This window comes from Halorussus salilacus, assembly GCF_024138125.1.
In the GTDB taxonomy this organism is placed as follows: Archaea; Halobacteriota; Halobacteria; order Halobacteriales; family Haladaptataceae; genus Halorussus; species Halorussus salilacus.
The window spans coordinates 1298990-1322017 of sequence record NZ_CP099993.1; the positions used below are offsets into that span (position 1 = coordinate 1298990).

Sequence of the window (23028 nt, forward strand, 5' to 3'; positions counted from 1 at the left end):
GGCCCCCCACCGTGAACGTGCCCATTACAGCGACTGAGCATAGAAAGGAGGTCAATCCCCTTCCCTATAAAGAAGCTTCTCGACGCCGTCATTAGTAGGAGATAAGATTAAACCAGGCTATTCCCTTGTCCCATTCAGGAATTCGGTCTCAAGCGCAGTCAGCCGCCTTAGAATTTGATTCAGAGCGATTGGGAAGCCATGGAGCTTCAAGAATCTCGAATATCGTCGTGTCACGGTCTGCGTGTACCGTGTACGGGAGCACGAGTAATTACAAGGGCCTCGCAATTCAATTGAGAGCGAAGCGCCCGAAGACGTTAGGGCGCGAGCTAAACCATGGTCAAATCTCAGGGCGGTTTTCGGAAGATAATGGCCGGAAGGCGTTGCTGGCTGGTGAATGAGGACCGAGTAAATTTCGGATGCCGCCTCCCGGATTTGAACCGGGGACAGCTCGATCTTCAGTCGAGTGCTCTCCCAGTCTGAGCTAAGGCGGCGCACTTGCAACGAGGCGTATGGCAAAGAAAAGGGTTTCGAAAGGCGGCGAGGGCGCGGCGGCCGCCGCGCCCTCGCCCGGGCGAAGCCCTTTGTTCCTCGGGAACGAACCGCACGCCATGGGCGAGCGCGCGTGCTACCTCGACTTCTGTCCGGAGTGTGACGCACAGGTCACCGTCGCCGACGAGGAGTGTCCCGACTGCGGGGCCGACCTCGGGTAGTCGGCGCGAGGATGTCCACGAAAGCCGAGCGGTTCTCCGGGGCGGTCAGTCCTCGGCGACGCCGTCGACCTCGACCGCCGGGTCCGACGGCCCCGCGTCGACGACCGCCTCCTTCCAGGTACCGCGGGTGAACCACGCCGCGGCGGCGAGAGCGCCGACGACGTGGCCGAGCGCGACGCCGACCCAGATGCCGGTCGCGCCGAGCGAGGTCTCGAACGCGAGGAGGTAGACCACCGGCACCCGGATTATCCACAGCGTGACCATCGACAGCACCATCGCGGTCTTGGTGTTGCCCGCGCCGCGGTACGCACCGACCAGCACCTGGAAGACGCCGATGAACGCGAACTCGACCGTTCGGATGCGGAGGTACTCGCTGGCGTACCCGATGGTCGCGGCCGCGTCGGCGGTGTCGGTCGCCATGAACACCGAGACGATGGGTTCGGGAAACAGCGCGGCGAGCACCGCCAGCGCGAACATCACGCCCGCACCGGCCTTCGCCGCGAGCGTGACCGCCTGCTCGGCGCGCGCGGGGTTCCCGGCACCGAGGTTCTGGCCGACCATCGTGTTGGTCGCCTTGCCCAGACCGACCGCGGGGAGGAACACCAGCGAGATGAGGCGGTTGCCCAGCCCGTACGCCGCGATGACCGCGGGTTCGAACGTCACGATCATCACCGTGAGCATCACCATGGCAAGCGCGCCCGCCGACTGCTCCAGCGCGGCGGGCGTTCCGATGCGAACGATGTCCCGGACGTAACTCAGGTCGGGCGCGAGATGGCCGACGCTCACGTCGGGACCCATGTCGGTCCCGAACAGGATGGCGACGCCGAGGACGCCCCCGGCCGCGCGTGCGACGAGCGTCGCCCACGCCGCCCCCTCGATGCCCATCTCGGCGAACGGGCCGACCCCGAAGATGAGGATGGGGTCGAGCACCACGTTGAGCGCGACGCTGAGCGCCATCACCCGCATCGGCGTCCGGGTGTCGCCGTACCCCCGGAGCAACGCGGAGAACGCGAGGAAGCCGAACATGAAGGGGAGCCCGAGGAAGAATATCTCCAGATACGACTGGGCGAGCGGGACGACCCGCTCGGCGGTCGCGGGGTCGCTGGGGAACACCGACAGCATCGGCCCGGCGCTGAAGCGTCCGACGACCGCGAGGACGACCCCGATGCAGACGACGAACCCGAGCGTCTGGCCCGCGACCTTCCCGGCCGACCCGTCGCTGTCGGCCCCCGTGTACTGCGCGACGAGCGTGCTTCCGGCGACGTTGAACCCACCGCCGAACGCGATGAGGAAGAAGATGAGCGGGAAGGCGAGACTGATAGCGCCGACCGCATCCGCGGAGTACCGGCCGAGCCAGAACGCGTCGGCGACGTTGTAGGCGACCTGCAACAACTGAGTGACCACGATGGGCCACGCGAGATGGAAGAGCGGACGCGCCAGCCCACCCTCCGTGATACCTTCAGAGTTCCTCGATGCCACTGTTCGATTGGAATACGGCTTGGGATTTTAATGCTTTGGGTTGAAATTGCGCCGACGGCGCCGAGAACAATTCAGGGCGTCTCGTTGGTCTCTAGCGAGAACTCCGCGGTCGGATACGCGGTGCAGGTGAGGACGTACCCCTTCTCGACCTCGTCCTCGCCCAGCGTCTCGTTGTTGCTGTGCTGGACGTACTCGTGGGCGTCGCCGTCGGCCACCTTGCCGCCGCAGGAGAGACACTGGCCCTGCCGACACGCGTAGGGCAGGTCCCAGCCCTCTTCCTCTCCGGCTTCGAGTAGCGTCTCGTTGTTGGCGACCTCGATGGTCTCGCCCTCGTTGACGTACTCGATCTCGTAGTACTCGACCTCGTCATCCGAGATGGCGGCGGGGTCGAAGCCCTCGTCTTCGTCCTCGTCGCCTTCGAGTTCGCCCTCGGCGCCGCCGCCGACCGCGACCGCGCCGCCACCGCCGCCGATGGAGCGGTTCATCGGTTCGGGGAAGTCGGTCTCCGGCACGGTCGAAGCCCGGCGTTCGAGCACCTCTTGGGAGATGTCGTCGGGGGTTCGCCACTCGGTTCCCTTCGAGTAGTGAAGGGCCACGACGAGGAGCAGCATCGTCAGTCCGAGTCCCAGACCCAGTGCGTCTACCATGCGCGGGGCTACGGAATACTGGTTTAACAGCATTGTGATTGCTCGCGGGCACTCGGGTCGGCGTCGACCACACGCTTTTGGCCTCAGCCTCCGAGACACCCACCATGACAACCGAAATCGCGGTCATCGTCTACGACGGCTTCGACGAACTGGACGCGGTCGGTCCCTACGAAGTGCTCTCGGCCGCGGCCGAGAGCGGCTGTGACCTCGACGTGAGCCTGCGAACGCTCGACCCGGCCGAGCAGGTGACCGCGGCCCACGGCCTGCGAATCGCGGTCGACGGGACGCTCGACGAGGCCGACCCCGACGTCGTCGTGGTCCCGGGCGGCGGTTGGAACGACCGCGCGGACGCGAGCGCGTGGGCCGAGGCCAAAAAGGGCGACCTCCCGGACGCTCTGGCCGACCTCCACGAGCGCGGGGTCGAACTCGCGGCCGTCTGCACCGGCGGGATGCTCCTCGCAAGGGCCGGAGTGCTGGAGGGCCGCCCCGCGGTCACCCACGCCAGCGCGGTCGGGGACCTCCGGGAGACCGACGCCGAGGTCGTGGACGCGCGGGTCGTCGACGACGGCGACGTGCTGACCGCGGGCGGAGTGACCTCGGGACTCGACCTCGCGCTCCGCCTGGTCGAGCGGCTCTGCGGGGCCGACACCGCCGAGGAGATGGCGACCAGAATCGAGTACGAGCGACGCGGAGCGCTCCACCGGACCGGAGGATAAGTTATGGATACGTATGATACATCGTATCTCGGTTATTTATATTCGTGATACTTACTATCTCAGTAGTTTAATATACTCGCGAAACCTCTATAGAAGTAGGAGTACTTCTCCGTCAATCATGACTACCAGCACGATTAACCCAGAAACTACCAATACGTTCACGAGCACCATCCGGGGCTACACCGTCCGAGGGAAGGCCCACAGCCTCAGCGCGTGGTTCGTCCTCTCGCTCCGGCTCATGATGGGCTGGGCGTTCGCCTACTCCGGATTCACGAAGATCGTCGCGTCCGAACCGTTCAGCGCCGGTGGGTATCTCACCCACAGCGCCGCCGCGAACGGCAACCCCCTCGCGGGGCTGTTCGCGTGGATGGGCTCGACGCCGTGGTTCGTGGAGTTCGCGAACGTCGCGGTCCCGTGGGGCGAGCTGTTCATCGGCCTCGGACTGCTCGTCGGCGCGATGGTCCGGCTCGCCGCGTTCTTCGGCGCGCTCATGATGCTCATGTTCTACTTCGGCAACTGGGACATGGCCCACGGATTCATCAACGGCGACTTCGCCTACATGCTGGTGTTCCTCGCGGTCGCGGCGTTCGGCGCGGGCCGAATCCTCGGCCTCGACGCCTACATCGAGCGCTACGAGGTCGACGGCGAACCGCTGATCGAGCGCTACCCCGTCCTCGACTACGTCCTCGGATAGGGACTTCGCTCGGACTCCCGAACTCCTGTTCTATCGCTTTCCTGTTCCATCGGTCTATTCCTCGCGCCGCGCGACCTCGTGGCGACCGAACCCGTACCGAAGCCGGTTCGCGAGCCGCCGCGAGAACCGACCCCCCTCGGGCGCTCGCGACCCGAACCGCTCGGCGAGCGCCTGGTAGATGAGCGGGAGCGGCACCTCCTGTTCGAGGGCCTCCTGCACGGTCCACGTCCCGGTCGAGCCGCCCGCCACGTAGTCGTCCACGTCGCCGAGGTCGGTGCCCTCCTCGCGGAACGCCTCCTCGCAGAGTTCCAACAGCCACGACCGGATGACAGCGCCGTTGTTCCACGTCCGGGCGACCGCTTCGAGGTCGAGGTCGTATCGGCCCTCCGCGAGCAGTTCGAACCCCTCGCCGTAGGCCTGCATCAGCGCGTACTCGACGCCGTTGTGGACCATCTTGACGTAGTGACCCGACCCGGCCGGACCCATCCGGTCGTGGCCTGCGGGTCCGGTGGCGACCGCGTCGAACACCGGCCGCATCTCGTCGTAGGCCCACTCCGGGCCGCCGACCATCAGCGAGAAACCGAGTTCCGCGCCCGCGGGACCCCCGGAGGTCCCGCAGTCGAGGTAGGCGGCGCCCGTGGCGTCGGCCCGCCGGACCGAGTCCTCGAAGTGGGAGTTGCCGCCATCGACGACGATGTCCTCCTCGGAGAGGTGCGGTTCGAGGTCGTCGAGCGCCGCGTCCACCGGCGCTCCGGCGGGGACCATCAGCCAGATTCGCTTCTCGTCGCCCAGTTTCTCCGCGAGGTCGACCACGGAGTCGGCGGGGGTCGCGCCCGCCTCCGCGGCCGATTCGACGGCTTCGTCGTCGAGGTCGAAAGCCACCACGTCGTGGCCCGCGTCGAGCACTCTGTCCACGACGATGCGTCCCATCCGGCCGAGTCCGATGACGCCCAGTTGCATGGGTGAGGGTGGTTCGGGGTGGGAGGTAGTGGTTGCGGTTCGGACCGGTGATAAAATGGATTCGATGCGATTCGGAGGTCGGAAGTCAGCAATTCGGCGTCGTCTCGGAGCTGTCTTCGACGCGATTATTGGAGATACGCGTCCGACGTGTCCACCATGAGCGAGGAACCATCGAGTTCGGTCTGGAGATCTTCGGACTTCGTGGTGCTACTGGCCGAGACAGAGATGCCCCATGGGTAGCTAACCGAGACGCCGCTAAGTTCGCCCGAGCTCCAGGTGTACTCGTACGCCGCATGGATGGAGTCACCGTCCTCGTAGTCCTCGGCTTGATTGAGGTAGACACCAGCGTACTCGTAATCGCTCCAGTGCTTGTCCCTGTCGTTGGTCTGTCCGGTATTCCGAGCGATGTCGGCGGAGTTCACTCTGTAACCGAGCCCCTCCTGATTCCAGCTACCGTTGTCCCACTCGACGTGATCATCGCCTTCGGTCGAGCTGGGGATGTCGTCGGCGTTCATAACTTCCCAGTGATCTTTCTCCCACATGATACCAGCACCGTCGTCTGGATACCTCGGCCCCCAGTAATCGTAGGCGGTGTAACTCTGGTAATAGTAGTATCTGTACCGCATCGAGAGTTCCGCGTAGTACGCTTCCATGTCTTGGTCATAGAAGAACCAAAGCGTCAGGTCGATATCACCATCGCACTTGTCGGGTTCGACACAGTAATTGTCGGGGGAATCCGCGGTGGACGGGCCGTTCCCCTCATTCGGGAACTTAGCCAGCAACCGATTGTAACCCGCTCCGATACCGCGAGCTTCGAGGTAATTGATTCTAGCCTCAAGACCGGCATTGTTCTGGATGCGTCGGGACTGCATAAGATCCCGGTGCATATCGTCTAGCGAACGCCCCTTCTCACCTCGGACCACACTAGGAAGTGTGAGCGATCCGGCAAATGCGATACTCGTCTTTTTCAGAGCGTCACGTCTCGATACTCCGCGATTTTGTTTCTCTGACATCACATAATAAATTATTATAACTATACTTATATTTTTCTAAATTTAGATTACATCATTAAATCCAGCAATATATTTATTAAATATTGTATATAATATGGTTCATATCCCTGTTTTTCTTATATGTGTTGCATATCTTGTTCTCTCCCATTTTCGATGGGATCAAGTCCTCCTGTTCAAATCCATGTCGACTAAAACAGGAGTGGCAGTGAACTATTTAACATCGGGACTAAAAACCGGTAGACGATATGCCCCCATCACTAACTCTACTTCCCACAGACGGTTGTCGACGAGAATTACTTGCGGCCACCGGTGTGATAGCAACCACCCTCATATCCGGGTGCGGTGACCTCCTCGTATCCGATGGGGCAGAAGGAGAAGGTGATACAATCGAAATCATGGTCGAAAATAGAACGGACGAACGTGCAGAGATAGGAGTCCGGGTGGAAGACGACGACGGGTCGATGCTGTTTAGTCGAGTGTATGAACTCGAACCGGGGCATCTGGATTCGTCTGCCGGTATCGAAACGACTCCGGAAACGGTGGCCGCGTTCACTCCCGAGGGTGCCTCCGCTACGTGGGACTACAGACCTGACGTGGACCTCGACTGTGATGGTGAGGACATCGGAATCACGCTTCAGTCGGACGGTTCGATCGACTCGTGGTACGCCTGTTGACCTCCACGGTGACAGAAGTCGGAGAACAAGTTCGGTCTCCCTCACAGCAACTTTCGGTACGAGCTATTGTCGGATGACTCGTCGACACTGCTCGTCGTTCGTCCTCGTAACGAGAACCTTTATCAGTCCCGCGCGATTCCGTTGTCGTATGAGGCTGACCGCGTCGGTAGTACGTCGAACTGTCTAGCACAGCGGCGCGTCTTTCTCGCTGGACGACCCTTCCACCGATAGAGTCAGCTACACATCCATCATGACGGACGTTCCAGACAGCTACGACCCCGAGACAGTCGAACCGAAGTGGCAAGAGGAGTGGCGCGAGTCCGACGTGTACCACCACGAGGGCGAACCCGACTACGTCATCGACACCCCGCCGCCGTACCCGACCGGCCACCTCCACCTCGGCCACGCGCTGGGCTGGAGCTACATGGACTTCGCGGCGCGGTTCCACCGCCTGCTGGGCGACGACGTGCTGTTCCCGCAGGGCTGGGACTGCCACGGCCTGCCGACCGAGGTCAAGGTCGAGGAGGAGCAGGGCATCCACCGGACCGACGTGCCCCGCGAGGAGTTCCGGGACCTCTGTATCGAACTCTCCGAGCGGCGCATCGACGGCATGAAGGAGACGATGCAGTCGATGGGGTTCTCCCAGGACTGGACCGCCGAGTACCGAACCATGGACCGCGAGTACTGGGGCAAAACCCAGCGGTCGTTCGTCGAGATGGCCGAGGGCGGTGAGGAGGAAAGTTACGTCTACCGCGACGAACACCCAGTCAACTGGTGTCCCCGGTGTGAGACCGCCATCGCCGACGCCGAGGTCGAGAACATCGACCGCGAGGGGACGCTCCACTACATCACCTTCGAGGGCGTGGACAACGACGACATCGAGATCGCCACCACCCGCCCCGAACTGCTGGCGGCCTGCGTCGGGATGGCGGTCGACCCCGACGACGAGCGCTACGCCGACCGCGTCGGCGAGGCCTTCGAGGTCCCGCTGTTCGGTCAGGAGGTCGAGCTCGTCGCCGACGACGACGTGGACGGCGACTTCGGGACCGGCGCGGTGATGATCTGCACCTTCGGCGACAAGCAGGACGTGACGTGGTGGGCCGAACACGACCTCGACCTCCGGCCGGTGTTCACCGAGGACGGCCACCTCGGGTCGCTCGCTGGCGAGTACGAGGGCCTGACCATCGAGGAGGCCAAGGGCGTCATCGCCGAGGACCTCGACGAGGAGGGGTATCTCAACGACACCGAGCCGACCGAGCAGTCGGTCGGCGCGTGCTGGCGGTGTGACACGCCCATCGAGATCCTCAGCAAGGAGCAGTGGTTCGTGGAGGTCCGCCAGGACGAGATTCTGGAGAAGGCCCAGCAGGTCGAGTGGATTCCCGACCACATGTACGACCGCCTCGAAGACTGGACCGAGGGGATGGAGTGGGACTGGGTCATCTCGCGCCAGCGCGTGTTCGCGACGCCCATCCCCGCGTGGTTCTGCGGGGAGTGCGGCCACGCCCACGTCGCCGACGTCGAGGAACTGCCGGTCGAACCCACCGAGACCGACCCAGCGGTCGGTTCCTGTCCGGAATGCGGGGCAGGCGCGGCGTCGGAGACGCCGCGAGGCGAAGGCGGTGAAACCGCCGAAGCGACGCACTGGGAGGGCGAGACCGACGTGATGGATACGTGGATGGACTCCTCCATCTCGCCGATGCACGTTCAGGGCTGGCCCGACGAGGAGTTCACCCCGACGACGCTGCGCGAGCAGGGCCACGACATCATCCGGACGTGGGCGTTCTACACCCTGTTGCGGGTCACGGCGCTCGAAGACGAGATTCCGTGGGAGGAGTCGCTGGTCAACGGCATGGTGTTCGGCGACGACGGCCACAAGATGAGCAAGTCCCGCGGGAACGCGGTCGGGCCGAACGAGGCCATAGAGGAGTACAGCGCCGACGCGGTCCGCCAGGCGCTCGCGCTCGGCGGCCAGCCCGGCAGCGACATCCAGTTCCAGTGGAAGGAGGTCAAATCGGCCTCGCGGTTCCTCACCAAGTGCTGGAACATCTTCCAGTTCTCGTCGGAACACCTCGACGAGGACACCCCGGAGGTGTCGGCTCCCGCCTATCGGGACACCGACAAGTGGATACTGACGAAGCTCTCGCGTACCGTCGAGGAGGTCGAGGCCGACATGCGCGAGTACCGCTTCGACGCCGCCCTCCGCAGGCTCCGGGAGTTCGTCTGGGAGGACCTCGCCGACGACTACCTCGAACTCGTGAAGGGCCGCCTCTACGAGGGCCGACCCGGCGAGCGCGACGCCGCGCGCCACGCGCTCTACACCGCGGTCTCGGCGAGCATCCGGATGCTCGCGCCGTTCTCGCCCCACTTCGCCGAGGAGGTCTACCACCACCTGCCCGGCACGGAGGGGAGCGTCCACGCCGCGTCGTGGCCCGCCGCCGACTTCGGCATCGACGACGAGGACGCCGAGGAGACCGGCGACCTCATCGCGGAGGTCGCGAGCGCGGTCCGGGCGTGGAAGTCCGACGAGGGGATGGCGCTCAACGCCGATCTCGACCGCATCGAGGTCTACTCCGAGGCGGGCCGGGGCTACGACACCTACGACCTGAGCGAGGCGGTCAACGCGCCGGTCTACCTCGAATCCGGGTCGCCGAACGTCGAACTGGTCCCGGTCGGGGTCGACCCCGACCACAGCGTCATCGGCCCGCAGTTCCGCGAGAAGGCCGGGCAGGTCGTCGCGGCGCTGGAGTCGGCCGACCTCACCACCCTCAAGAACGACAAGGAGATAGAGGGAGAGGTCACGGTCGAAGTCGACGGCGAAGCGGAGACCATCGACGGCGACGCCATCGAAATCGAGGAGGAGTATCGCGCCGAGAGCGGCGAGGAGGTCGAGGTGCTGGAGACCGAGCGGGCGACCGTCCTCGTGTTCCCCTAGCGGCTCCGGCTCTTTCCGCGCTGTTTTTCCGCCTCCAACAGCCGGATATATTGACCTCAGGGTAACACACATTAATAACACCTCGCGCTCGTATCCTAACGCACAATGACAGATTTGTACTCCGTGATGGAGCAGTTGGAGGTCGGCGATACTATCTTCTGGACTGCAACCGCGGAAGAACGAGATACGAATATCTCGACCGTAGATGCGATTATCGAGACGATGGACGGCGTCGAGGTAAGAGTTTCCGGACCCGGAGGCGGCCAATACACTCTCGATTTCCCCGACGAGAAGCATCCGAACACCCACTGGCACCCACCCGACGAGAGCAAAGAGACCCACCGGAACTCCGGTCACCGAGAACGACGCGGTGAGGTCTACGTCGGTAGAGGACCGCTGAAGATGTTGGCTCTCGTTGGTCGTGCTGAAGATACCCCTGAGAGTATGGATCACGAACCACTCAGGGATGCACTGTCCTGAGTTCGCTCACGAAAGCTTCAATCGAAGATGGTCGAGAAGTCTCCGACCAACCCCGCAGTCACCCTCTCTGAAAGTCGCCGTGTTTCGGGTAATGGGAACGATTCGCACTTCTGAAGACCGGAACTCGATCCCGCACTGCTGATACGAACCGACGCCCGAACCGTCGGCGTTTTGACCCTCGATTGCGACCCTCGGGTATGGACCAGCGAATCCACGACCACGCCGAGGTGTTGGTCGACTGGAGCGCGCGAATCGAGGCGGGCGACGACGTGGTGGTGCGGGTCGACGACGGCGCGCACGACCTCGCGGTCGCGGTGGCCGAGAAACTGGGCGAGCGCGGCGCGAACTACCTCGCGACCTACGTCTCCGACGAGGTCGAGTCGGCGTTCGTGCGGAGCCACGACGGCGACTTCGACCAGGACCCCGACTTCGAGACCGCGATGCTCGAACGCGCCGATTCGGTGCTGTCGCTCCGCGGGAAGTCGAACGCCGCCGAGAAGGCGGCCGCGCCGGGCGAGAAGCGCGCGGCGTACAAGCAGTCCCGGACCGAGATAAAGGCCCGCCGGATGGACACCGACTGGGTCTCGACCATCCACCCGACCCGCGCCCACGCCCAGCAGGCGGGCATGGGCATCGGCGAGTACCGGGACTTCGTCTACGACGCCGTCCTCCGCGACTGGGAATCGCTCGCCGACGAGATGGCGAACATGAAGGAGATTCTGGACGAGGGCAGCGAGGTACGACTCGTCAAGGAGGACACCGACCTCACGATGTCCATCGAGAACAGGACCGCGGTCAACAGCGCCGCCTCGGTCGCCTACGACTCGCACAACCTCCCCTCCGGCGAGGTGTTCACCGCCCCCGAGGACCCGGAGGGAGAGGTCTACTTCGACGTGCCGATGACCCACGACGGCGCGCGCATCCGAGACGTTCACCTGACCTTCGAGGACGGCGAGGTCGTCGACTGGTCGGCGGAGGTCGGCGAGGCGGCGCTCGAAGACATCCTGACGACCGACGAGGGCGCGCGCCGACTCGGCGAACTCGGCATCGGGATGAACCGCGGCATCGACCGGTTCACCGACAGCATCCTCTTCGACGAGAAGATGGGCGACACCGTCCACCTCGCGGTCGGCCGGGCCTACGGCTCCTGTCTCCCCGAGGGCGAGGATGGCAATCAGAGCGCGGTCCACGTCGACATGATAACCGACGTGAGCGAGGACTCCCGGATGGAGGTCGACGGCGAGGTGATTCAGCGGAACGGGCGATTCCGGTGGGAGGACGGCTTCGAACAGGAGTAATTCCACCTTTTGGTCCAGCTTTTGCGAGTGAGCAAGGTCTTGCTGAGCGTAGCGAAGCAAGACCCGGAAGACGCGGAGCGTCTTCCGACGCGAACGAGACAAAAGGTGGGCGCAGGTGATTCAGCGGAACGGGCGATTCCGGGAAGAGGGGTTCGAGAAGTGAATTGCGGCGTTCGGCCCCTTTCAGTCCCACCAGTCGCTGCGGCGGTCCTCGTAGTCGGCGTCCCGGAACGGCGCGGGCCACTCCGACTCGTCCTCGAAGCCGAAGCCGTAGCCGAACCAGTAGCCGACGTGCCACCCGATGGCGTCGTCGTCCACGTCGGCCAGCGAAATCCGGAGTTCGTCGTAGCGTTCGAGCGCCCCGTCTCCGTCGGCGTCGACGCCCTGCACGCGCCCGCACGACCCGGTTCCGCCGTCCCTGCAGGGGAGTTCGTCGGCGAACGCGACGACCACGTCGGCCTCGGTGCGGTTGTCCGTGAACTCGTAGGAGACGTTCGCCGGGACGGTGTCGTTCGCGCCGTCGGCGTAGTAGTCGAAGGCGTTTCCGACCTGCTCGCGGGCCGCGTCGGCGTCCGAAGCGTTCCCATCATCGAGGTACACCGAGAAGTTCGAGTCGTTCCACGGGAAGCGACGCTCAGTGGCGTTCGTCTTCGGGAGGGCCGTCAGGTCGGAAGTCGGGGCCATCACGTCTTGGGGCTCCGAGGAGTGATTCAGGCCGAGGGTGTGGCCGAGTTCGTGTTTCAGGATGAGCCGCGTGGACTCGTTGGAGTACGACGCCGCGACCTCCAGCGTCACCGGCCGGGAGACGTGGGCGGCGTCGGTGAGGAAGGGCGCGCACCCCGCGGGGTCGGTGACGTTCGCGCACGAGTCGATGCTATCGACGACCCGGACCACGAGGTCGGGCTCGGAGGCGTTGGGTTCGAGTTCGTACTCGACCTCGAACCCGGCGTAGCGCTCGCTCGCGTTCGACCAGAAGTCGAGGGCAGACCGGACGTGCGGCCGGAAGTCCCGCGAGTCGTTCGCGGTGTCGTTGATGGCGACGGTGAGGTTCGACTCGCCCCACGGGTTCGGCCGGTCGTCGCCCTGGTCGGTGGTCATCGCCCGGCGGTCGGCAGACGAGTCGGCGGTCGTGTCGCCGACGCCCGGGGCGGCCGCGCAACCCGAGAGGACGAGGAGGGCCACCGCGAGCAGTGGACGCCACATCAGGACCCACGACGACGGTATCGCCCATCAATGTTTGGCGCTTATTTGAAAAAGGCCCTCCGTGTCGAGCGAGGGAGCCCGGGGCGTCCGGGGCGTTGACCCCGCCTAACACGGCCGAATCGGGCGGGCGACGCCGTCGGTGGAGCGACCGCGGCGTCCGGCGTCTCGGTCTCGACCGCGGGAATCCGTTCCGCAGGAGGACCGAAAAGCGGCGCTAACCGTCGTGTTCGAGCGCCTATACCGTCTAGTTCGACCCTGAAGGAGGTGTCGAAGACCGAGGGACTCGACGAAGCAGTGGCGGCGTCACGGCCGCGGGTCGAAGTAGCGCGCGAGTTCGACGCCGAACTCGTCGGCGAGTTCGGCGACCTCCTCGCCGACGAGCACGTCGTAGCCGTCTCCGAGCGCCGACTCGACGTGGACGCCCAGCGCCACGTCGAAGAGGGCGTCGCTGCGCAGGAACTCGGGGGCGCTCGCGAACTCGCGGTCGCGCTCGACCGCGTACCGGTCGCCGTCGACGAACGGGCCGTACACGTCGGGGTCGTCCTCGTACTTCCGGAAGAACCCCTCGGCGTGGTCGCGGACGTGGACCGGCGGCCCCTCGTGTCGCTCGACCGCGGGGCGGTCGGGGACTTCGAGTTCCGCGAACAGCACCGCCGAAACGTCTGCGAACGCGGTCGCGCGTAGCACGTCGAACCCCCGGCGGTCGAGTCCGTCCCGGACCCCCGAGAGGGACTTCCGGAGCTGGGGGTAGAGCTGGTCTTCGACCACGTCGGGGGCGTCGAAGCGCACCGCGACCGGCGTGGTCTCCCGGCGTCGGACGTGGTCACAGACCCCCTCGGGCGAGAGGGGGTTGGTCGGCTCCGGGAAGAAGCGGCCCTCGCGCGGGTCGGCGAGCAGGTCGCGGGCGTGGTGCTGCAACCGGGCGACGTTGTCGGCCGAGCAGACCGCCGCGACGTTGCGCTCGGGGTCGGTGGGGTCGATCACGACGAGGGGGTCCTCGAAGGTCTCCCGGCCGTGGTCCTCGGGGTCGAACCGGACCGGCGGGTGCCAGTCGGCGGCGGCCTCGACGGTCTCGCGGAAGCCGCCGTGTTCGAGGACGAGGAGTTCGGTGAGGTAGCCCGAGAACCCGCGCGTCCGGAGGTCGCTCCCGTACGCGCCGATGCCCTTGAGGAACTGCTTGAACAGCCGGACCTCCCCGGCGAGGTCGGCGTCGAGTCGCGCCTGCAGGTAGTCGTTGTGGAACGGGGTGCGGTCGACCGCCGACCGGATGTCGGTCGCCGCGTCGAGCCGGTAGCACGGCACGAGGTCCACGTCGAAGCCGTCGTACTCGCCGGTGACGTAGGGGTGTTCGGCGTACTCCTCGCGGCCCTCCGGGAGGACGGCGTGGCCGACTTCGAGGCCGTAGCGCTCCAGTTGCTCGCGGTCCAAATCCGCCGAAAATCGGACGAAGAGGTCGATGTCGCGGTCGCCGCTGATCCACGTCCCGCGGGCGGTGGACCCGACCTGCATCGCGTCGGCCTCGACCGGGAGGTCGTCGAGCGCGTCGTCGACGCGCTCGACGAGCGCGTCGACGGCCTCGCGCATCCGCTCGCGCTCTCGGTCGCCGGGGTCGATTCGCTCGCCGACCGCCGCGACCACCGCCTCGAAGTCCGCCTCGTCGGTCATCGGTGTTCGATTGCGGCCGCGCCGCCGAAAACGTATCGTCTCGTGCCGCGGGACGCCGGTCGCACCGCGGGACTCCATCCCACCTCCTGCGGGCGAAAACGAAAGCCCTATCAAAGGACTCGCGCATACCAACGAATGCGTTCGGAAGCCGTCGTAGCTCAGCTGGTAGAGCGCCACGCTGTTAACGTGGTGGTCCCAGGTTCGAGTCCTGGCGACGGCGCTTCTCTCGGCGAACAACGACGACGAGCGTAGCGAGTCGTCCGTGAGCCGTGAAAGCGCAACCTCGGCAGACTCGGGCAGACCAGTCGCAGGCCCGGAAGCGCAACGAAGTGAGCATCCCGGACCGTCTGGGCGTGTTCGAGTCCTGGCGACGGCGTTTTCCTGTGTGTCATCGCGACGAGCGAAGCGAGGAGCCGACGCACAGGAAAACCGTACTCGACAGGCTCGAAGCGTTACATTCACGGGGAGAGACGAGCCGAGAAGGTCCGAGACGGTCGATAGTTGGCCGTAGAGCCAAACCCAAGTGATTTAAAGAATCGACCCCTCAGATGAACCTGAGGGCCCGTAGCTAAGTCTGGTAAAGCACCCGGCTCATATTGGCGACCGGAATTTCCGGCGTCATGGGACACCGGGCGATTCCTTGGTTCGAATCCGAGCGGGCCCACTTTCTGCCGACGCGAACCGCGAGCGCCGCCCAGCGGCGCTCGCGGTTCGCGCTGGCAGACGTACCGAACGAGGGTCCGGGCCCTGCCGTCGATTTTCAGAACGTGGGAATCGGATTCCCGTTTGATAGTGATATCGGTCGTAGTTCCAGCCGAGCCATGATAGACCAACGTATCGACCCGCTGAAGGTCGCGCTCGGAGTGTTCGTCGTACTCGGTCTCGCGCTGACGGGCGTCGCCGGGTACGCGGTCGTCGCCAGTACGGTCGGACTCCCCTCGCTGTCGCTGGGAGCGACCGTCATGCTACTCTCGGGGAGTTCGCTCGTCGTCTTCGTGCTGGTCGCCTCGAAGTTCTTCGACTACCGTCGGCGGGCGCAGCGCCGGAGCGCCTGAGTATTTTCTCCGAAATTCCGTCCGTGGGACCTGTCACCGGTGTAGCGCGACCCACAGCGCCGCGACCGTAATCAGGAACACCGGGGTCGAGAGGTCGTAGGACCGCGCCATCACTTCCGAGACGGCCACCGACGAGCCGCCGACGGTCCCGGCCAGGAGGGTGGCGAGTACCGAACCGGTACAGCTCACGCAGGTCACGAGCCCCAGCGCGCCCGAGAGGACTCCCCGACTGCTCCGCGCGAGCGCGGCGTACACGAGCGCCGCGAGTCCGGCGTAGCCGATCACCTTGAACGGGACGAGCGTCGCGTGAACCGCGCCGCCGGTGACCGCGAGTATCGGCCCCCACCCGGGAACCGCCGGGAGGACGCTCGCGGTCCCGAGACCCGACTCGCCGGTGACGGCGAGGAGGCCACCTGCCCAGCAGAGGACGAGGAAGTACACGACCGAGACCGCGAGCGCTCCGCCCGTCCACCGGTCGGTCGGCCGCGAAATCGGGGCGTACGCGACCGCGAGCACCGCGGCGTTCGTCCAGACGAACGGATACGCGAGGTAGCGGAGCGAGAGGACGTCGCCCTCCGTGACCGCGACGTATCCGAGGACCGCGAGCGCCTCCGCGACCGTGAGCACGACGAGCGCGCGGGCGACCCGCGCCAGCCGGGACGGCGAGGCGACCGCCCCGTCGCGTGTAACGCTAGGGGTCCCGAACACGGTCAGCCTCCGGTCGCGGCCGCCCGTCGCTCGCCGAGCACGTACGCCGAGAGGATGGCGACCAGTAACACCACCTCGAACACCCCGGCCGCCGCGAGCGGCAGGTCGATGCCGAACAGCGCGAACAGCGTCCGGAGCTCGATGGCGACCGGGACGCTGAACGCGACGAGGATGAGCACGCCAGCCTTGGTGAGCCTCATCGGACCACCCCCACGAGCGCGTCGAGCGCGTCGAGCATCACCGGGAACGCGCCGCTGTTCCCGAACAGGCCGGAGTCAGCGATGATGCTCCCCAGCGGGAGGGTGTACGCGAGTATCACCAGCACGACGGCGATACCGGTCCAGAGCCGGAGGTCGTCGAGGACGGCCGGACTCCCGTCGGGCCCCGAGAGGGGAGCGGGCAGGCTGTCGTCGACCGGCGTCTCGATGGGGTCCTCTATCGCCGACAGCAGGATGTTGAACAGGAACAGCACGACCGAGACGAACAGCAGGACCCCGCCGAGCGCGATCTGGGCTTGGAGTTCGCCGATGGTGCCGAACGCCGCGGTGAAATCGAAGCTCTGGTACTGGGGTTCGGCGGTCCGCCGGGGGACGCCTTCGAGCCCCGCGCGGTGCATCGCGTTCGACATGAACACCATGCCGACGAACCAGAGGACCACCTGGAACAGCCCGATGGGCCGACTGTAGAGCCTCCGGCCGGTGAGCTGTGGGACCAGCCAGTAGGAGCCAGCCATCATCGTCAGCGCCACCGCGGTGCCGACGGTCAGGTGGAAGTGGCCGGGCACCCACAGCGTGTTGTGGATGAGGTAGTTGATGTTCATCCCGGCGTTGATCATGCCGGAGAACCCGCCCGCAGCGAACATCAGCCCCGCGAGCGCCATCCCGGTGAACGCCGGGTCGCGCCACGGGAGCGCACCGAGCCACCCGAGATAGCCCTCGCCGCCGCGCTGGCGCGCGCCGTGTTCCATGCTGGCGACCACGGTGAACGCGGTCAGCAGGCTCGGGAGCAGGAGGAACATCGTGTTCGTCATGGCGATGAACTTGAAGCCCTCCGCGATGCCGGGGTCGAGGTACTGGTGGTGGATGCCGACCGGCGTCGACAGCAGGAGGAACAGGACGAACACCACGCGAGCGAGCGGGTCGCTGAACAGGCGGCCGCCCGCGAGCTTCGGGAGGATGGTGTACCACATCAGGTACGCGGGCATCAGCCAGAAGTAGACGACCGGGTGGCCGAAGAACCAGAACAGCGTCCGGGTGAGCAGGGGGTTGACCGTCTCGACGATGCCGAACGACCACGGCAGGAGGAAGAAGACGACCGAGACGGCGACCCCGAGCGTCGAGATGTACCACATCAGCATGGTCGTCAGGACCATGAACGTCTGGAGCGGGATGCGCTCGTCGGGGTTGTCGCGTCGCCACTCGCGATACGCGAGGAACCAGTCTGCGCCCGCTATCCACGTCCCGACGATGAACATCGCGAGTCCGGCGTAGAACAGCGGATGGGCCTGCAGAGGCGCGTAGAACGTGTAGAGCACGTCGGCGCTCATGTCGATGCCCGGAATCAGTCCGGCGAGGATGGCGACCGCCGCGGCCGTCGCCCCGACCGTGGTCAGGCCGAACCACGCCCACGTCAGGCGGATGTCGGGCAACGGTCGTTCCAAACTCCGAGTGACCGCCCAGGTGAACAGGCCGAGCAGGAAGAAGATGGTGAACACGAGCGCGAGGAGGACGCCGTGGCCCGTCAGGACGGTGTAGTAATCGGTCGAGCTGATGACCCGGACGTACCCCGTCCGGTGGAGCGCCTGGAGGACCCCGAAGAACGCGCCGATGCCGAGCGCGGTGAACGCGACCGCCAGGGTGGCCTTCACGACTCCGGCCTCTTTCGGGTAGTGGTCGACGTAAGTCGCCATCTCAGTCGTCCCCCTTCGGGCCGTCGAACTCGTCCTCGGGCACGACCTTCACCGTCCCTTCCATCGCGTGATGGGCCGACCCGCAGTACTCGTTACACAGCAGGCCGTACTCGCGGGGGCCATCGACCTCGACGGTGAACGTCGCCACCTGTCCCGGAACCGCCATCGTGTTCGCGTTGGTGCCGACCACCTCGAAGCCGTGGATCACGTCGGCGGAGGTGACGTGGAACGTCAGCGTGCTGTTGGCGGGCACCTCGATGGGTTCGTTCGTGCCGGGGGCGAATCGGAACTGCTCGGCGATGACGTAGACGTCGTACTCGCCGTCACCCGACTCGTAGACGCCCGGGTCGCTGAACTTGGGATGGTCGTCGAGCGAGTCGGGGTCGACGGTGTCGCCCTCGTCGTCTATCATCTCGACGCCCGCCCCGACTGCCCCGTAGGAGACGGTCGCGATGAACCCGACGATGAGCAGGAGCGCCGCGCCGAGCCAGAGTTTCTCGTATGCGTGTATCTCCATGTTATCCCACCACCGTAATTCCCCGACCGAGGAACTCGACGAAGTACATGAATACCCACATCACGACCAAGATGGCGAAGTATGCGAGTATCAACGTCAGCGTTCCGACCGGGTCGAACTCGTCGTGGCCGATTTCCCGCTCGATGCTGTCGGGGGCCGACCCCACGACGTATCCGGGCGGCCGACCGTCCGGTTCGCGCCCGTCATCAGGGCGTTTCAGTTCCGTGTCCGTCGACATAGGCGATGGTATGAACCCCCTTTATAAAATGACGGGACGCGATTCTCAGTTCGTGAAAATCGGGGAAAAGGGCGACTTGTATCGGTCCCAACGGCCTGTATGGCCGGAACTGAGAGTCGGTCGCGACTCAAGCATACGTTGTCGAATCGCTCGCCTCGAACGTTAAGTGTGATCGCACTGCTCGCGCTCGTCCCCGTCGTTCTGTTCGCATTCGGTCGCGACCTCGTCGCCGGGGTGGTGACCTCGGTGAACGTGTTGATCATCGTGGGGAGTCTCTACCTGCTGGTATCGCCTACCGAGGCCGAGGACGGGGGAGCGCACGAGACCGAGGAGTCGACCGTCTGAGACCGCGATGACGGTCGTTCCACTTCACGGAACCGGGGCGGTCCCCGCGGGCGGGAACCTCGACGCCGCGGTGTTCCTCGTAGTCGGGATACTCGGCGGCGCGCACTGTCTGGGGATGTGCGGTCCGCTGGTGAGCGTCTACGCCGACCGACTCCGGGCTCAGGAGGGGTCGGGAGAGGCAACGCTGACGGTCCGGCAGGTCCGCCAGCACGTCGTCTTCAACCTCGGTCGGACCGCGGGCTACGCCGCGGTCGGGGCGGTACTCGCGGCGGTCGGGGCGGCCGCGGTCGGTGCGACCGACCGGCTTCTGGCGGTCGGCACGAGCGTGCAGGCGGTGACCGCCCTGCTCACCGGCGGATTCATCGCCGCGATGGGGCTCTCCTATGCCCGCGGGTCGGTGGCACATCCCTCGTTCGGACCGCTGGACGGACTGTTCGGCCGGGTCAGCCGCGTCCTGACCGCCCGAGTGGACGAATTCGTCGGCGACGCCCGAATCGCGGGGCTGGGCGTCGTCCACGCGCTGTTGCCCTGTCCCATCACGTACCCCGCGTACGCCTACGCGTTCGCGCTCGGCGACCCGGTCCGGGCGGCGTTCCTGCTCGCGCTGGTCGGCCTCGGGACGTTCCCGACACTGCTCGTGTACGGGACCGTGTTCGGCTCGCTGTCGGCGAGCCAGCGGGTCCACCGAGTACTCGGCGTCGTGTTCGTCGTGCTGGGGTACACGCTGGTGGCCCACGGTCTGAATCTGTTCGGCATCGGCGTTCCGCAAATCGAGCTTCCGCTTCCGGCCCCCGAGTACGGCCCGAGGTGAGAACGGATGAGCGCGACCACCGTTCCGTCCGACTCCGAGCGCTCCCCGGAGGAGTGTACGCTCTGTGGATTGGCGACCGGCGACGCGCCGGTCGCCGACGAGGCGGTGCCCGGCACGTACTGCTGTCGGGGCTGTCTGGAGGTCGCCCGGAGCCTCGACGATGTCGAAGCCGCCGACCCCGAGGCGGCCGCCGACGAACTCGACACCGGAGCCGAGGACGCGCCCGACGACGCCGACCACACCTTCCTCGCGGTCGAGGGGATGCACTGTGCGACCTGCGAGACGTTCATCGAGTCGGTGGCGGCCGACGCCGACGGCGTGTACGGCGCGCAGGCGAGCTACGCGACCGACGTCGTCCGAGTCGCCCACGAGGAGGCGGCCGACCTCGACGCGGTCGAGGCGACGCTCGACCGATACGGCTACGCGGTCACCGACCCCGAATCGGGAACCGACGAGGACGGAGCCGACGCGCAGGTCGTCCGGTTCCTCCTCGGCGGCGGCATGTTCGGCATGATGGTGATGGTGTGGTACGCACTCTTTCTCTACCCGAGCTACCTCGGCTACGAGCCGTTCGTGGACCTCGGGGGCTTCGACGGCCTCTACCTGTTCGGCAACGTCTGGCTGATGACCTCCATCGTCCTGTTCTACACGGGCTATCCGCTGCTCCGGGGGGCGGTGGTCAGCCTCCGGGCGGGCCAACCCAACATGGACCTGCTGGTGTCGCTCGCGGCCGCGAGTTCGTACCTCTACAGCAGCGTCGCGGTCGCGGTCGGCCGGACCCACGTCTACTTCGACGTGACCGTCGCCATCGTGCTGGTCGTGACGCTCGGCAACTACTACGAGGACCGGATCAAGCGCAGGGCGGCCAGCGGTCTCTCTGAGTTGACCAGCGCGCGCGTGCGGGAGGCGACGCGCGTGACCGACGACGGCGACGAGACGGTCCACGTCGCCGACCTCGCGCCGGGCGACCGCGTGCTCGTGCGACCGGGCGAGCGCGTCCCCGTGGACGGCGAGGTGGTCGAGGGGACGGCCGCGGTCGACGAGTCGCTGGTCACCGGCGAGTCGGTCCCCGAGACCCGCCGTCCCGGCGACCGCGTGCTCGGCGGGACCGTCGTGACCGACGACCCGGTCGTGGTCGCGGTCGGCGAGGACGCCGACAGCACGCTCGACAGGCTGGTCGACCTCCTCTGGGAGGTCCAGAGCTCGCGGTCGGGCGTCCAGCGGCTCGCCGACAGGCTGGCGACGCTGTTCGTCCCGACGGTCCTCGCGCTCGCGCTCGTTGCGACCGGCTGGCACCTCCTCGGTGGGGCGACGGTCGCCGACGCGCTGCTCGCGGGGCTGACGGTGCTCATCGTGTCGTGTCCCTGCGCGCTCGGTCTGGCGACGCCGCTCGCGGTCGCCTCGGGCGTCCGGGAGGCCGTCGACCGGGGGGTCGTCGTCACCTCCGAGGCGATATTCGAGGGCGCGCCCGAGGTCGACGTGGTCGTCCTCGACAAGACCGGGACGCTCACCGACGGCGAGATGACCGTCGGGGAGGTCGTCGCCGACGACCCCGAGGCGGTGCTTTCGCGCGCGGCGGCGCTCGAACGGTTCTCCGCCCACCCCGTCGCGGAGGCGGTCGCGAGCGCGGTCGAGGACCCCGCCGCGCTCGCGGCCGAGTCGGTCGAGAGCCACGACCGGGGCGTGACCGGCGCGGTCGCGGGCGAGGGGACGGCGGTCGGCCATCCGTCCCTGCTGGAGGGACGCGGATTCGCGTTTCCCGACGAGTACCGGGCCGCGGTCGCCGACGTCCGCGAGTCGGGCGGGGTGGCGGTCGCGGTCGGCTGGGCGGGCCGGGTCCGGGGCGTCGTCGCCGTCGGCGACGCGCCCCGACCCGAGTGGGAGCGTGCGGTCGCCGACCTGTCGGCCGACCGCGAGGTCGTCGTTCTCACGGGCGACGACGAGCGCGCCGCCGCGGCGTTCGAGGCGAACCCCGAGGTCTCGGAGGTGTTCGCCGGTGTCCCGCCCGAGGCGAAGGCCGAAACCGTCGAGCGACTGAAGGCGCGGGGAACGGTCGCGATGGTCGGCGACGGCAGCAACGACGCGCCCGCGCTCGCCGCGGCCGACGTCGGAATCGCGCTCGCCAGCGGGACCGACCTCGCCGGGGACGCCGCCGACGCGGTCGTCGTCGACGGCGGTCTCGACGCCGTCGCCGAGGCGTTCGCGGTGGCGGCGGGGACGAGCCGACGCATTCGGCGCAACCTCGGGTGGGCGTTCCTCTACAACGCGGTCGCGGTGCCGCTGGCGGCGCTCGGACTGCTCAATCCGCTGTTCGCCGCGGTGGCGATGGGCGCGAGCAGTCTGCTCGTGGTCGCGAACTCCGCCCGACCGCTCGACTGAGACGCCGGGCGCGAAGCCACTCGGCGACGTGCGCGACAGTGAACTCGGACCACGCGACGGGCGTTCAGCCCGGTGGTCCGTCCCGGGGTCACACCGACGCGAGTCGCGCGATGTACACCAGACTCATGACGTGGTCGTCCATGTCGATGTCGGCGGGTCCGGGCCGGTCGGGGTCGAAGCTCTCGACCTCGGAGAACCCGCGCATGTACTCCCGGAGGTCCTCACGGGTGGCATCGGTTATCCAGCCCACCTCCTCGTAGTATTCGAGGGCGTTGCCCGTGTTCTCGAACCCCGCCTTGTTGATGAGGAAGTCGAGCCACTCGAAGACCACGACCTCCGCGCCGTAGCGGCCCGGAAGCCCGTCGAGGTAGGGTTTCTCGGGGAGCGCGCCGACCGCCGAGAACTGGCTCTGGAGTCGGACCAGTTCGTCGCGCTGGCGGTGTCGCAGAACGTCGTCGGGCGGCGCGGGCAGTCGCTCGCCCTCGGCTTCGAACACGTCGGGCGTCTCCCGGTTCGGGTCGGCGAGCGAACGCAGGTCGCGCAGGTCGTAGTCTCCGGGATTCGTCGGCATGATGTGCGAGTAGTTTCGGCTAAC

The 23028-nt window shown here is 66.4% G+C and carries 23 protein-coding genes and 3 tRNA genes; 13 read left to right on the forward strand and 13 right to left on the reverse strand.

The annotated features are described in order from the left end of the window. Positions 1 to 417: 417 nt before the first annotated feature. Positions 418 to 491: transfer RNA gene (locus NGM10_RS06665), tRNA-Phe, on the reverse strand. Positions 492 to 509: 18 nt separating this feature from the next. Here NGM10_RS06665 and NGM10_RS06670 point away from each other — a divergent pair. Continuing rightward, the gene (locus NGM10_RS06670) at positions 510 to 710 is read left to right on the forward strand and encodes a hypothetical protein (RefSeq protein WP_253483155.1); all 201 of its coding nucleotides are present in this window, start codon (positions 510 to 512) and stop codon (positions 708 to 710) included. A gap of 45 nt (positions 711 to 755) precedes the next feature. On the opposite strand, the gene NGM10_RS06675 is transcribed toward NGM10_RS06670, so the two are convergent. Further along, the gene (locus tag NGM10_RS06675) at positions 756 to 2189 is read right to left on the reverse strand and encodes an MATE family efflux transporter (protein ID WP_253483158.1); all 1434 of its coding nucleotides are present in this window, start codon (positions 2187 to 2189) and stop codon (positions 756 to 758) included. Between the two features lie 71 nt (positions 2190 to 2260). Further along, positions 2261 to 2836 (reverse strand): 2Fe-2S iron-sulfur cluster-binding protein, encoded by a 576-nt coding sequence (locus NGM10_RS06680; RefSeq protein ID WP_253483161.1) that lies wholly within the window; start codon positions 2834 to 2836, stop codon positions 2261 to 2263. Between the two features lie 104 nt (positions 2837 to 2940). Here NGM10_RS06680 and NGM10_RS06685 point away from each other — a divergent pair, with 104 nt between their 5' ends. Both NGM10_RS06685 and NGM10_RS06690 read left to right on the forward strand, forming a co-directional pair. Further along, positions 2941 to 3552, forward strand: a complete 612-nt coding sequence (locus tag NGM10_RS06685; protein ID WP_253483164.1) for a DJ-1/PfpI family protein — start codon at positions 2941 to 2943, stop codon at positions 3550 to 3552. Positions 3553 to 3670: 118 nt separating this feature from the next. Further along, positions 3671 to 4246 carry a DoxX family protein gene (locus NGM10_RS06690; RefSeq protein ID WP_253483166.1) on the forward strand — a complete coding sequence of 192 codons (576 nt, stop codon included), beginning with the start codon at positions 3671 to 3673 and terminating at the stop codon, positions 4244 to 4246. 54 nt (positions 4247 to 4300) lie between these two features. Here NGM10_RS06690 and gnd read toward each other — a convergent pair whose 3' ends face one another. Together gnd and NGM10_RS06700 are read right to left on the reverse strand one after the other, a co-directional pair. Further along, entirely contained in the window at positions 4301 to 5206 is a 906-nt protein-coding gene (gnd, locus tag NGM10_RS06695) for a phosphogluconate dehydrogenase (NAD(+)-dependent, decarboxylating) (protein WP_253483169.1), read from the reverse strand. 125 nt (positions 5207 to 5331) lie between these two features. Then, positions 5332 to 6219, reverse strand: coding sequence for a hypothetical protein (locus NGM10_RS06700; RefSeq protein ID WP_253483172.1), 888 nt, complete (start codon positions 6217 to 6219; stop codon positions 5332 to 5334). 311 nt (positions 6220 to 6530) lie between these two features. Between NGM10_RS06700 and NGM10_RS06705 the strand changes: the two genes are divergently transcribed. From NGM10_RS06705 to NGM10_RS06720, 4 genes are all read left to right on the forward strand, one after another. Continuing rightward, a complete protein-coding gene (locus NGM10_RS06705) occupies positions 6531 to 6893 on the forward strand; it encodes a hypothetical protein (RefSeq protein WP_253483175.1) in 363 nt (120 codons plus the stop codon). A 250-nt stretch (positions 6894 to 7143) separates the two neighbouring features. Next, positions 7144 to 9825, forward strand: coding sequence for a valine--tRNA ligase (locus tag NGM10_RS06710; protein ID WP_253483178.1), 2682 nt, complete (start codon positions 7144 to 7146; stop codon positions 9823 to 9825). 105 nt (positions 9826 to 9930) lie between these two features. Next, on the forward strand, positions 9931 to 10305 hold the full coding sequence (locus NGM10_RS06715; RefSeq protein WP_253483180.1) for a hypothetical protein: 375 nt from the start codon (positions 9931 to 9933) through the stop codon (positions 10303 to 10305). A gap of 197 nt (positions 10306 to 10502) precedes the next feature. After that, the gene (locus tag NGM10_RS06720; RefSeq protein ID WP_253483183.1) at positions 10503 to 11603 is read left to right on the forward strand and encodes an aminopeptidase; all 1101 of its coding nucleotides are present in this window, start codon (positions 10503 to 10505) and stop codon (positions 11601 to 11603) included. Between the two features lie 183 nt (positions 11604 to 11786). On the opposite strand, the gene NGM10_RS06725 is transcribed toward NGM10_RS06720, so the two are convergent. Together NGM10_RS06725 and cca are read right to left on the reverse strand one after the other, a co-directional pair. Then, positions 11787 to 12806 (reverse strand): matrixin family metalloprotease, encoded by a 1020-nt coding sequence (locus NGM10_RS06725; protein ID WP_253483186.1) that lies wholly within the window; start codon positions 12804 to 12806, stop codon positions 11787 to 11789. A gap of 303 nt (positions 12807 to 13109) precedes the next feature. Beyond that, positions 13110 to 14471, reverse strand: a complete 1362-nt coding sequence (gene cca, locus NGM10_RS06730) for a CCA tRNA nucleotidyltransferase (RefSeq protein ID WP_253483189.1) — start codon at positions 14469 to 14471, stop codon at positions 13110 to 13112. Between the two features lie 147 nt (positions 14472 to 14618). On the opposite strand from cca, the gene NGM10_RS06735 reads away from it, so the two are divergent. The 3 genes from NGM10_RS06735 to NGM10_RS06745 all read left to right on the forward strand — a co-directional run bounded on the left by NGM10_RS06735 (position 14619) and on the right by NGM10_RS06745 (position 15526). Next, a tRNA-Asn gene (locus NGM10_RS06735) sits at positions 14619 to 14691 on the forward strand. A 338-nt stretch (positions 14692 to 15029) separates the two neighbouring features. After that, positions 15030 to 15135, forward strand: a tRNA-Ile gene (locus NGM10_RS06740). Between the two features lie 157 nt (positions 15136 to 15292). Next, on the forward strand, positions 15293 to 15526 hold the full coding sequence (locus tag NGM10_RS06745) for a hypothetical protein (RefSeq protein WP_253483192.1): 234 nt from the start codon (positions 15293 to 15295) through the stop codon (positions 15524 to 15526). A gap of 33 nt (positions 15527 to 15559) precedes the next feature. Here NGM10_RS06745 and NGM10_RS06750 read toward each other — a convergent pair whose 3' ends face one another. From NGM10_RS06750 to NGM10_RS06770, 5 genes are read right to left on the reverse strand one after another with little or no spacing between them, the layout of a single operon-like run. Next, positions 15560 to 16234: a DUF7546 family protein gene (locus NGM10_RS06750; RefSeq protein ID WP_253483195.1), complete on the reverse strand. Its 675-nt coding sequence runs from the start codon at positions 16232 to 16234 to the stop codon at positions 15560 to 15562. A 2-nt stretch (positions 16235 to 16236) separates the two neighbouring features. Then, a complete protein-coding gene (locus NGM10_RS06755) occupies positions 16237 to 16434 on the reverse strand; it encodes a CbaC protein (protein WP_253483198.1) in 198 nt (65 codons plus the stop codon). Then, positions 16431 to 18143 carry a b(o/a)3-type cytochrome-c oxidase subunit 1 gene (locus NGM10_RS06760; RefSeq protein ID WP_253483201.1) on the reverse strand — a complete coding sequence of 571 codons (1713 nt, stop codon included), beginning with the start codon at positions 18141 to 18143 and terminating at the stop codon, positions 16431 to 16433. The genes NGM10_RS06755 and NGM10_RS06760 overlap by 4 nt, the downstream gene beginning before the upstream one ends. A 1-nt stretch (position 18144) precedes the next feature. Then, on the reverse strand, positions 18145 to 18660 hold the full coding sequence (locus tag NGM10_RS06765) for a cytochrome c oxidase subunit II (RefSeq protein WP_253483204.1): 516 nt from the start codon (positions 18658 to 18660) through the stop codon (positions 18145 to 18147). A 1-nt stretch (position 18661) separates the two neighbouring features. Next, a complete protein-coding gene (locus tag NGM10_RS06770; protein WP_253483207.1) occupies positions 18662 to 18898 on the reverse strand; it encodes a hypothetical protein in 237 nt (78 codons plus the stop codon). Positions 18899 to 18997: 99 nt separating this feature from the next. Between NGM10_RS06770 and NGM10_RS06775 the strand changes: the two genes are divergently transcribed. From NGM10_RS06775 to NGM10_RS06785, 3 genes are read left to right on the forward strand one after another with little or no spacing between them, the layout of a single operon-like run. Continuing rightward, positions 18998 to 19243: a DUF8131 family protein gene (locus NGM10_RS06775; protein ID WP_497007318.1), complete on the forward strand. Its 246-nt coding sequence runs from the start codon at positions 18998 to 19000 to the stop codon at positions 19241 to 19243. A 7-nt stretch (positions 19244 to 19250) separates the two neighbouring features. Then, entirely contained in the window at positions 19251 to 20054 is an 804-nt protein-coding gene (locus NGM10_RS06780; protein WP_253483212.1) for a sulfite exporter TauE/SafE family protein, read from the forward strand. Positions 20055 to 20060: 6 nt separating this feature from the next. After that, positions 20061 to 22433, forward strand: coding sequence for a heavy metal translocating P-type ATPase (locus tag NGM10_RS06785; protein ID WP_253483215.1), 2373 nt, complete (start codon positions 20061 to 20063; stop codon positions 22431 to 22433). An 88-nt stretch (positions 22434 to 22521) separates the two neighbouring features. Here the strand turns inward: NGM10_RS06785 and NGM10_RS06790 are convergent, their stop codons facing one another. Then, a complete protein-coding gene (locus NGM10_RS06790) occupies positions 22522 to 23004 on the reverse strand; it encodes a FlaD/FlaE family flagellar protein (RefSeq protein ID WP_253483218.1) in 483 nt (160 codons plus the stop codon). Positions 23005 to 23028 lie beyond the last annotated feature (24 nt).

What these genes read in the sequence shown, in the direction of transcription:
- NGM10_RS06670 (WP_253483155.1), top strand. Translation starts at nt 510, where the DNA reads ATGGCAAAGAAAAGGGTTTCGAAAGGCGGCGAGGGCGCGGCGGCCGCC.
- NGM10_RS06680 (WP_253483161.1), bottom strand. Translation starts at nt 2,836, where the DNA reads ATGGTAGACGCACTGGGTCTGGGACTCGGACTGACGATGCTGCTCCTC.
- NGM10_RS06685 (WP_253483164.1), top strand. Translation starts at nt 2,941, where the DNA reads ATGACAACCGAAATCGCGGTCATCGTCTACGACGGCTTCGACGAACTG.
- NGM10_RS06690 (WP_253483166.1), top strand. Translation starts at nt 3,671, where the DNA reads ATGACTACCAGCACGATTAACCCAGAAACTACCAATACGTTCACGAGC.
- gnd (WP_253483169.1), bottom strand. Translation starts at nt 5,206, where the DNA reads ATGCAACTGGGCGTCATCGGACTCGGCCGGATGGGACGCATCGTCGTG.
- NGM10_RS06700 (WP_253483172.1), bottom strand. Translation starts at nt 6,219, where the DNA reads ATGTCAGAGAAACAAAATCGCGGAGTATCGAGACGTGACGCTCTGAAA.
- NGM10_RS06710 (WP_253483178.1), top strand. Translation starts at nt 7,144, where the DNA reads ATGACGGACGTTCCAGACAGCTACGACCCCGAGACAGTCGAACCGAAG.
- NGM10_RS06715 (WP_253483180.1), top strand. Translation starts at nt 9,931, where the DNA reads ATGACAGATTTGTACTCCGTGATGGAGCAGTTGGAGGTCGGCGATACT.
- NGM10_RS06720 (WP_253483183.1), top strand. Translation starts at nt 10,503, where the DNA reads ATGGACCAGCGAATCCACGACCACGCCGAGGTGTTGGTCGACTGGAGC.
- NGM10_RS06725 (WP_253483186.1), bottom strand. Translation starts at nt 12,806, where the DNA reads ATGTGGCGTCCACTGCTCGCGGTGGCCCTCCTCGTCCTCTCGGGTTGC.
- cca (WP_253483189.1), bottom strand. Translation starts at nt 14,471, where the DNA reads ATGACCGACGAGGCGGACTTCGAGGCGGTGGTCGCGGCGGTCGGCGAG.
- NGM10_RS06745 (WP_253483192.1), top strand. Translation starts at nt 15,293, where the DNA reads ATGATAGACCAACGTATCGACCCGCTGAAGGTCGCGCTCGGAGTGTTC.
- NGM10_RS06755 (WP_253483198.1), bottom strand. Translation starts at nt 16,434, where the DNA reads ATGAGGCTCACCAAGGCTGGCGTGCTCATCCTCGTCGCGTTCAGCGTC.
- NGM10_RS06760 (WP_253483201.1), bottom strand. Translation starts at nt 18,143, where the DNA reads ATGGCGACTTACGTCGACCACTACCCGAAAGAGGCCGGAGTCGTGAAG.
- NGM10_RS06765 (WP_253483204.1), bottom strand. Translation starts at nt 18,660, where the DNA reads ATGGAGATACACGCATACGAGAAACTCTGGCTCGGCGCGGCGCTCCTG.
- NGM10_RS06770 (WP_253483207.1), bottom strand. Translation starts at nt 18,898, where the DNA reads ATGTCGACGGACACGGAACTGAAACGCCCTGATGACGGGCGCGAACCG.
- NGM10_RS06775 (WP_497007318.1), top strand. Translation starts at nt 18,998, where the DNA reads ATGGCCGGAACTGAGAGTCGGTCGCGACTCAAGCATACGTTGTCGAAT.
- NGM10_RS06780 (WP_253483212.1), top strand. Translation starts at nt 19,251, where the DNA reads ATGACGGTCGTTCCACTTCACGGAACCGGGGCGGTCCCCGCGGGCGGG.
- NGM10_RS06785 (WP_253483215.1), top strand. Translation starts at nt 20,061, where the DNA reads ATGAGCGCGACCACCGTTCCGTCCGACTCCGAGCGCTCCCCGGAGGAG.
- NGM10_RS06790 (WP_253483218.1), bottom strand. Translation starts at nt 23,004, where the DNA reads ATGCCGACGAATCCCGGAGACTACGACCTGCGCGACCTGCGTTCGCTC.